The following is a 7,739-nucleotide window of genomic DNA, read 5'->3' on the forward strand; positions in this document are numbered from 1 at the left end:
ATATCGAGCAAGGCAACGTCTACATCAACGGCAAACGAGCAACCGTGGGCGACCAGGTGCTTCCGGGTGACACGGTCAAGGTGAACAGCCAGGTGATCGAGCCACGGGCTGAAGAAGACCTCGTGTTCATTGCACTGAACAAGCCGGTAGGGATTGTCAGCACCACGGACAGCGCGGAGAAACACAATATCCAGCGCTTTGTGGGTCACAGCGAACGCATCTTCCCGATCGGACGCCTGGACAAGGACTCCCAGGGCCTCATCTTTATGACCAGCAACGGCGACCTGGTCAACAAGATACTGCGGGCGGGCAACAACCACGAAAAGGAATACCTGGTTACCGTCGACAAGCCGGTCACCCGGGAATTCGTGGAGGGTATGGCCAATGGTGTGCCGATCCTCGGAACCATGACGAAAAAGTGCAAGGTGTCGCGGGAGTCACGATTTGTCTTCCGGATCACCCTGGTTCAGGGTCTCAACCGCCAGATTCGTCGGATGTGCGAGTATTTTGGCTACGAGGTTACCAAACTGGAACGGATCCGGATCATGAACGTGAGCCTGAAAGGGCTTGCGGTGGGCCAGTGGCGGGACCTGAGCGAGAAAGAGCTGGCCGGGCTGTTCGATGCCATCCGGGATTCGTCTTCCGAAGCCCCGCCCGGCGCTGGCAAGCCGGCAAAAAAGAAGCCCGGAACGAAGGCCAAACCAAGGCCTGATCGCAAGCCTGGCTCTGCATCCGCACCAGGTAAGCCCGGTGGCGCCAGGCGCCCCGGCCCGAAAGGCAAGCCCGCACCTGGCAAAAAGCCGGCATCGGGCAAACGGCCAAAAGGCGGCAAGCCAAGGCAAAAGAGCGTTAAACGGTAAGCGGGGCTTGCACCTGGCCGCGCCGGGCTACTTTTTCACCCACTTGCCGCCCATTTGCACGTACTGGCCGGTCGGAGTCTTCTCAATCGCCTTCTTGCCTGCAACCGTCTCCACCTGGGTTACCGGAATGTTGTGTTTTTCGGCAATGCGCTTGTACTCATCCCGACGGGCACTGTTAATGGCTTCCACCACTTCCTTCGCCTGCCCTTCGGCGCGCACCACTTCCAGATAACCCGTCGGTGTTTCTCCAACCAGCCCCTGCTGCTTGACCGAGTCCAGTTTCTGTTTGGCTTCATCCAGCCCCATGGCAAGCACGGAGGCGCTGATACCGAACGCCAGAACCAGCGCAAACATCTGTATCAATCGTTTCATCTTCAACCCCTCAAACTTTCCGGACACAGTCAGAACAAGCCTTGTTCGCTGAACAGGTCATCCACTTCCTTATCCACTTTCACGTAGATTTCGTGCTGGATTTTCACGTTCAGGTTGACCGTAATCGGCTCCTTTGGCGCCGCCATCTGCACTGTCGGCGTGCAGGCAGCCATCGCCAGAGGAAGCATCAGTATCATCAGTGTTCTTGCCATGGGCGACCTTTCAGGCCACCAGGGCCGCACGGGTTTTATCATGGTGCTTTCTCCTCACCGGATTCCTGCAGCAATTTCCGGACGCGCCTGGTAACAGCTTCATTGACCCTGCCACTCAACTGCAGACTGGTGAGCAGCGCGGGAATGTCTTCCTCAAGATTGACATTGAGTACCACCGGCTGCCCACCCCTCAGGTCCGGATTCTTACCTTCGAGGCGAAGGCCAAGGCTCAACTTACCCTGTTCATCGTAGTCTATCGTGCTGTTGAGGACTGAATAGTGAAAGTTTTGCAACGCCTGGACCACGATGTCCATGGCCTGGTTGCCACCGAGCATCGCCTGGAGCTTGTCCGCCGGCAACTGCAAACGGCCGCCAGGATCTATTGCGGAAATACTGCCTGCACTCACCTGCACCCCGTCGCCACTGATGCCCAGAGGAACTCGCCCTCGAAGCAACCCGCTTCCAGACAGTCCTTCGGCTGGATACACGGCCATCAGACGGCTGAGGGAGACGTCCTCAACCTCCACAGGGATGCGGCCAGACCCACCGCCTAAATCGTACCTGGCAGGAGGCACTCTCAGGGTACCTTCGAGGAACCGGGCCCTGGCCTGCTGAACCTCCAGAGTGCCGGCCAGCAGTTCCGTGACCGGCGCGCTGTAATTCCCTGAAAAAAGAACCGAGGTGACGGGAATGCCGGCATTGATCTCGCCAACGGTCATGTCCCTGAAACGGGTCGTAATCCGGGAATTTTCCAGCGATCCCCGCACCTGGCCGGTGAGCCCTGATACCGCGGTCCGGTTAAATACCCCGACAACATCCTGCAGTTCAACGCTGCCACTGGCTGCAAGTTCACCACCCTGGCCGGTCGAAACCTCCATCGACAACCGGGCATTGCCAGAATCCACTGTCAGCAGATCCGGCCATCCGACCAGGGTTTCTGCCAGGGCCTGAACGCCCTGTTTACCGTCGATAACAGAGTCGATGGCGACGGATACGCCGCCTTCGGGATTGAGCTGGATATCGAGATCAGCCGTAAAGCCGGACTCGGAAGCCAAGGTGCCCTGCACCCTGAGATCTGCCAGGCGGCCCTTTGCCCTTCCCTGGAAGTTCCACGTTTGCGGCAGTAATTGCGGATGCTCAACGCCCCCGGCATCGACCCTGATGTCGCCATCAATGGAAATGCGCTGCGCCCAGGGGCCATTTGCGCCATAGTCCAGGGTTACCGTTGTATTGCTGAGATCCGTGCGCAGGTTGTTGAGCGTCAGCGGCTGGTCTGCACCGACAAACGTGAGATGATCCGTCAGAACAAGAGACGAAGGGGCAAAATCGATGGTTGCGCCATCACCGTTGGCGGTCACAGAAGGCCGGACATCTGCACGGCTGCCCGTTACTTCCCATCCGCCGGACCGTATATCCGGCAATGCCATACCCACCGAGCTCTGTTCAATGGCAAAGGACCAGCCTGCAACCGCCAGGGGCCAGGCCACCAGAGCCATACCACCGGCCCAAAGAAGCCCGCGGCCGATGCGTTCAGGCTTTACAGACCCTCTACTGGGCAAAACGACGCTCCTGTCGGCTCGGTTTACTCACCACGCCAGGACACGCTGTACAGATCGTGCCGGCGGTCCTGAAGGTTTTTAACGGTACCACTGTTGCGGGCAGTGATCAGTACTTCCGGGCGCAGATCCGCAAAGGCAACCGTCTCCACGTTGGGCTCGGTGTCAGCGGCGATGCCATCCCTGGCGAAGGGAAAGTCGCAGGGCGTCAAGATGCAGCTCTGGCCGTACTGGATTTCCATATTCGGTACGTTCGGCAGGTTGCCGACGTTGCCGGACATCACCACGTAAACCTGATTCTCTACAGCTCTGGCCTGGCAACAATAGCGAACCCGCAGGTAGCTCTGCCGCTCATCGGTACAGAAAGGCACAAAGATGATATGCACCCCCTGGTCCACCAGGTGGCGGGTCAATTCCGGGAACTCCGCGTCGTAGCAGATCAGCACACCGATGGTGCCGCAGTCCGTCTCGATGGCGCTGACCCGGTTGCCGCCCTGAACGTTCCACCAGAACGCCTCGTTGGGCGTCGGATGGATCTTGGGCTGGCTGAACACCTGGCCATCCCTGAGAAACACGTACGCCATGTTCCGGATGGTGCCGTCTTCCTCACGGACTGGCGTTGAGCCGGCGACAATATTGATGTTGTGGCGCAGAGCCAGATCCCGCATCAGTTCACGATAACGCTCTGCGTAGTGGGTGACTGCGGCAAAGGTCTCGGCGGGGCTGCCCTTGCGGGCTTCGATGGAAAGCAGTTGCAGGGTGAACAGCTCGGGGAACACCACAAAGTCGCCCTTGTAGGTGGAAACAACATCGACAAAATAGCGGACAATCTCGCTGAATTCGTCGAACGATCCCACCGGGCGTTGCTGGTACTGAACCGTGCCTATGCGAACGGTATCGCGCATTCGTTGACCGTAGCGCTTCCGACGGCCGTTGTTCTCCGACTGGGGTACTTTCGGGTTACGCCAGACCAGATGAATACCATAGCCCATGGAATCGTGGTCGGCATCGAGATAATGCGGAATAATTCCGTGCACTTCGAAGCCCTGATGAAGCTGGAAGGAAAGCACCGGATCCTTCTGTTCCTTGCTTCGAATGGCCTCCACATATTCCTCGACGCTCGTGAACTTCTTCAGGCGCTGGCGCAGGCTCGGCAAACGGCCGGCAAACACCACTCCCTGCAGGTTCAGGGCCTGGCATAACTGCTTGCGCTCGTTGTAGAGCCGCTCCCCAATGCGGTAACCCCGGCATTCCGGATCAACACAGACTTCCATCCCGTACAACCAGTCCCCCTCCGGGTCATGCCGCGAGGCATAACCGTTACCGGTGATGGAGGTCCAGTCGTGGGCAGCGAGTGCAATCTCTTCCGCGATCCGGAACGTGGCGCAGTAGCCGACCACGGTGTCTCCGAGCATGGCAACAAACTGGCCGTCGGGAAAGGTATTGATCTGCCCGGTCAACGGCCCCTTGGTATAGCCGTACATGCCCGTGCCTTCATAAACCCGGCGACTGAGCTGGATGACGCCTGGGATATCTGCAAGCGTGGCATTGCGGACGTACAGACGCTGATCAGGATCGGAAAACGGGGGGCACATAGACACCTCAGGAAAGGCGTTGATTTCCCCTCATCTTTGGTGGGACGACAGGGATTCGTCAAGACAAATCGGCTATCCGGCGTTGCGCAGGGAGAAGCGATCGACCACTGAATACACGGAACCGGCCGGGCCAGGCTTGCTTTCGAAAAGCACAAATTCAGTCACCCGGAACTGGCCGAATCCATAGTCACCATATTCAACCAACAACGGTTCAACAGAACCCGGCTGGCGTTTGAAACGGGCCAGCGTAATGTGCGGGCGAAATGCCCGACGTTCAGCCACAAAGCCCAGATTCTCCAGTCGCCGCCCGAGAGTCTGGTGCAGCGCAGCCACCGGTGCCACCGGCTGAACCCCGGCCCATAGATTCTTCGGCCTTTCGGGCTGTCCGAAACAACCAACGCCGGCAACCTCAAGCGGGAAGGATTCCGAATCTATCTCACGGGCTGAACTGGCTACGGCTTCGAGACCTTCCCCGCTCACCTTCCCCAGAAACAGGAGGGTGATGTGCAATTGCTCAGCACTCTGCCATCTGGCGCCTGTCACCGGTGATCTGACCTTCAACAACCGGGCCTTGATTTCAGCCGGAAGCTCCAGCCCGAAAAAAAGCCGTGGCAACGCTCTATTCCTCGTAGATCATCTTGCGCACCATGCCGCCATCGGCCACAAAATTCTGGCCAGTGATAAACGAGGCCTCCGGCGAAATGAGGTAGGCCACCAGGGAGGCAATATCCCCAGGTTGCCCTACCCTGCCCGCCGGGTGCTGCAGGTGGTCGTTTTCGGAAAGCGGTTCAACCGGCTCTGCGCCGCCCTGCCAGGCCCGGGTATCGATCCAGCCGGGACTGATGCAGTTAACGCGGACATCGGGCCCCAGGCTCACAGCAAGGGCATGAGTGAGTGCCACAATGCCACCCTTTGTAGCGGCGTATGCCTCGGTGTCCGGCTCGGACTGAAGCGCCCTTGTGGAGGCCATGTTAACGATAGCGCCTTTCGTTTTTCGAAGGTGCGGCACCGCATGCTTGGTGACCAGGAACGGCCCGGTCAGGTTCACGTCCAGGCGGCGCTGCCACTGATCCAGGCTCAGCTCCTCAATCGGCCCCGTCTCGGGGTTGGCGATTCCGGCATTATTGATAACGGCGTCCAGACGGCCGCCCCAGCGAAGGGCTTCGGCAACGATGCGCTCCACATCGGTTTCCGAAGCCACATCGCCGGGCAGAAAGTGCAGTTCATGATCTGCACCGGCGGCCAACCGCTCACCGACGGCACTGTCGGTGTCACAGAACGCCACCTTCCAGCCAGCAGCGGCCAGGTGAAGCACAATGCCCCGGCCAATGCCTTTAGCGCCGCCGGTTACCAATGCGACGCGATCGGTTTGACTCAAAACAACCTCCGTTACGACCGCCCCTACCGGTTACTCAACCTTGGGAGTGGGCCGGACAAGAATTTCATTTACATCGACATGTGCCGGCTGAGCCACGGCATACATGACCGCATTGGCAATGTCCTCCGGCTTCAATGCATGGCCAGGACGTTCATCAAAGAAGGGCGTGTCCACCATGCCCGGTTCGATCAGGGTAACGCGGATACCAGAGCCTCGAAGCTCCTCACGAACACCATAGCCAATGGCGGTTACCGCCCACTTGGTCGCACTGTACATGGAACCGGGAATGGTGGCACGGCCTGCCGCAGAGCCGGTTAACAGCAAGTGGCCCTTGCTCTCTTTGAGCGCCGGCATGCAATGCTGGAGGGTCAGGCCCACACCGTAGATATTGGTGAGGATCATATCCTTCCAGACGTCCGGGTCAGCACCGCTGAATCCACCCGGCTCACCACCGCGGCCGGCGTTGGCAAACACCGCATCAATGCGGCCAAAGGTTTTCAGGGCCTGGTCGACCATGTTTTTCTGGTCATCACCGCTCTGGACGTCGCACTGGACCGTCAACACCTTTTCCTCGCCACCCAGCTCCTGCTGCAGGCCTTTGAGTTTGTCTTCAGAGCGCGCGGCCAGAACCAGCCGATAGCCCTGTTTCGCGGCCGCTCGCGCTGTTTCCGCGCCGATGCCTGACGACGCGCCGGTAATCAGCATTACAGGTTGATCTGTCATAAGCTTTTTCTCCTGTTGCTTGGGAAGTGTGGGTAGGGCTACGCCCGGTGACCCCAGACCGATCAGTCAGTAGATCTGCAGCAGGATGAGAGCGACGATGGCCAGGGCCAACAGAAACCAGCGGGCGTAGTGGTCGGGGCGGTCCTCTTGATCGCTGGCAGCCCGGCTGGGACTGCTGCCTGACGTCTGCTCATACTCGGACACCAGTTGCCGCGCCCGGTAGAGATCCTCATCATCGACATGCACGTTGCTGAAGCCCGCGGCACCAATATCACCCATGGCACCCTGAAGGTAATGGCCTCCGACATGGGCCTCAATACCGTTGGCTTCCAACAGACCAGCCACAATGTGGGCTTCGGTTATGTCTCTGGCCCGATAGGCTATTTGCAACACGCGACTCCTTCTGTGACCGTTCCGGGCAGAACCGGGACAAATCTGCGAGTATCATTTGAAGGATAGTTCGACCTGCCCGGTGGGGCCAATAACATACGGATCGACCATGCTCTGGATTATTCTCGCCATCATCGTGTTCATCGTTGCCGCAACCCTGCTTCTGTTCCGGCTTGAGGATCTGTCTCATCTGGACCGGGATGATTACCCGATCAAAGACGCAACACCCAGCGAAGCCAACCGGGAGGTGCTGGGACGCATCCGCGAGCTTGGGCAATCTTCAAAAGGCCTGCGCGGCAAGGCGCGGCTGATGGCGCTCCGAAAACACATGGACGGGCTGAGTGAAGGCATTGAACTGGCCTCGGAGCTGCGCCATTGCGAGTCACCCCGTGGCGAATGGGTTCTCGCCCCGGGATGTGATACCCGCCGCCGCATCCTGTACATTCATGGTGGCGCCTGGGCCGCTGGCAGCCCCAGAAGCCATCGGGCCATTACCGACCGTTTATCGCAGATAACCAGAGCCGCAGTGTTCGCACTGGACTACCGTTTAATGCCGGAGAACCGGTTTATGGACGGTGTCCGGGATTGTCGCGAGGCTTATAAATGGCTGCTGAAACACGGGCCCGACGGTGCCGAGCCGGTAGATTTCATGG

The 7,739-nt window shown here is 59.1% G+C and carries 10 protein-coding genes; 2 read left to right on the forward strand and 8 right to left on the reverse strand.

What is annotated here, in order from left to right:
• Nucleotides 1-860 (forward strand): 23S rRNA pseudouridine(2604) synthase RluF (rluF, locus tag B2W52_RS13160; RefSeq protein WP_286803479.1); only part of this gene is annotated, 860 nt, incomplete at its 5' end.
• Nucleotides 861-887: 27 nt separating this feature from the next.
• On the opposite strand, the gene B2W52_RS13165 is transcribed toward rluF, so the two are convergent.
• From B2W52_RS13165 to B2W52_RS13200, 8 genes are all read right to left on the reverse strand, one after another.
• Nucleotides 888-1,232: a YdbL family probable chaperone protein gene (locus B2W52_RS13165; protein WP_273071230.1), complete on the reverse strand. Its 345-nt coding sequence runs from the start codon at nucleotides 1,230-1,232 to the stop codon at nucleotides 888-890.
• A gap of 29 nt (nucleotides 1,233-1,261) precedes the next feature.
• Nucleotides 1,262-1,444 (reverse strand): YnbE family lipoprotein, encoded by a 183-nt coding sequence (locus B2W52_RS13170; protein ID WP_014576371.1) that lies wholly within the window; start codon nucleotides 1,442-1,444, stop codon nucleotides 1,262-1,264.
• Between the two features lie 38 nt (nucleotides 1,445-1,482).
• Entirely contained in the window at nucleotides 1,483-3,003 is a 1,521-nt protein-coding gene (locus B2W52_RS13175; protein WP_273071228.1) for an intermembrane phospholipid transport YdbH family protein, read from the reverse strand.
• A 23-nt stretch (nucleotides 3,004-3,026) separates the two neighbouring features.
• Nucleotides 3,027-4,595: a bifunctional GNAT family N-acetyltransferase/carbon-nitrogen hydrolase family protein gene (locus B2W52_RS13180; protein WP_286803481.1), complete on the reverse strand. Its 1,569-nt coding sequence runs from the start codon at nucleotides 4,593-4,595 to the stop codon at nucleotides 3,027-3,029.
• Nucleotides 4,596-4,667: 72 nt separating this feature from the next.
• On the reverse strand, nucleotides 4,668-5,210 hold the full coding sequence (thpR, locus tag B2W52_RS13185) for an RNA 2',3'-cyclic phosphodiesterase (protein WP_286803482.1): 543 nt from the start codon (nucleotides 5,208-5,210) through the stop codon (nucleotides 4,668-4,670).
• 4 nt (nucleotides 5,211-5,214) lie between these two features.
• The gene (locus B2W52_RS13190; RefSeq protein ID WP_286803484.1) at nucleotides 5,215-5,973 is read right to left on the reverse strand and encodes an SDR family oxidoreductase; all 759 of its coding nucleotides are present in this window, start codon (nucleotides 5,971-5,973) and stop codon (nucleotides 5,215-5,217) included.
• A gap of 30 nt (nucleotides 5,974-6,003) precedes the next feature.
• Nucleotides 6,004-6,696: an SDR family oxidoreductase gene (locus B2W52_RS13195; RefSeq protein WP_286803485.1), complete on the reverse strand. Its 693-nt coding sequence runs from the start codon at nucleotides 6,694-6,696 to the stop codon at nucleotides 6,004-6,006.
• Between the two features lie 66 nt (nucleotides 6,697-6,762).
• Nucleotides 6,763-7,089, reverse strand: a complete 327-nt coding sequence (locus tag B2W52_RS13200; protein ID WP_286803487.1) for a putative signal transducing protein — start codon at nucleotides 7,087-7,089, stop codon at nucleotides 6,763-6,765.
• 106 nt (nucleotides 7,090-7,195) lie between these two features.
• On the opposite strand from B2W52_RS13200, the gene B2W52_RS13205 reads away from it, so the two are divergent.
• A partial coding sequence (locus tag B2W52_RS13205) for an alpha/beta hydrolase (RefSeq protein WP_286803488.1) occupies nucleotides 7,196-7,739 on the forward strand: 544 nt, incomplete at its 3' end.

The organism is Marinobacter sp. UBA2498 (assembly GCF_002341575.1).
GTDB lineage: Bacteria > Pseudomonadota > Gammaproteobacteria > Pseudomonadales > Oleiphilaceae > Marinobacter > Marinobacter manganoxydans.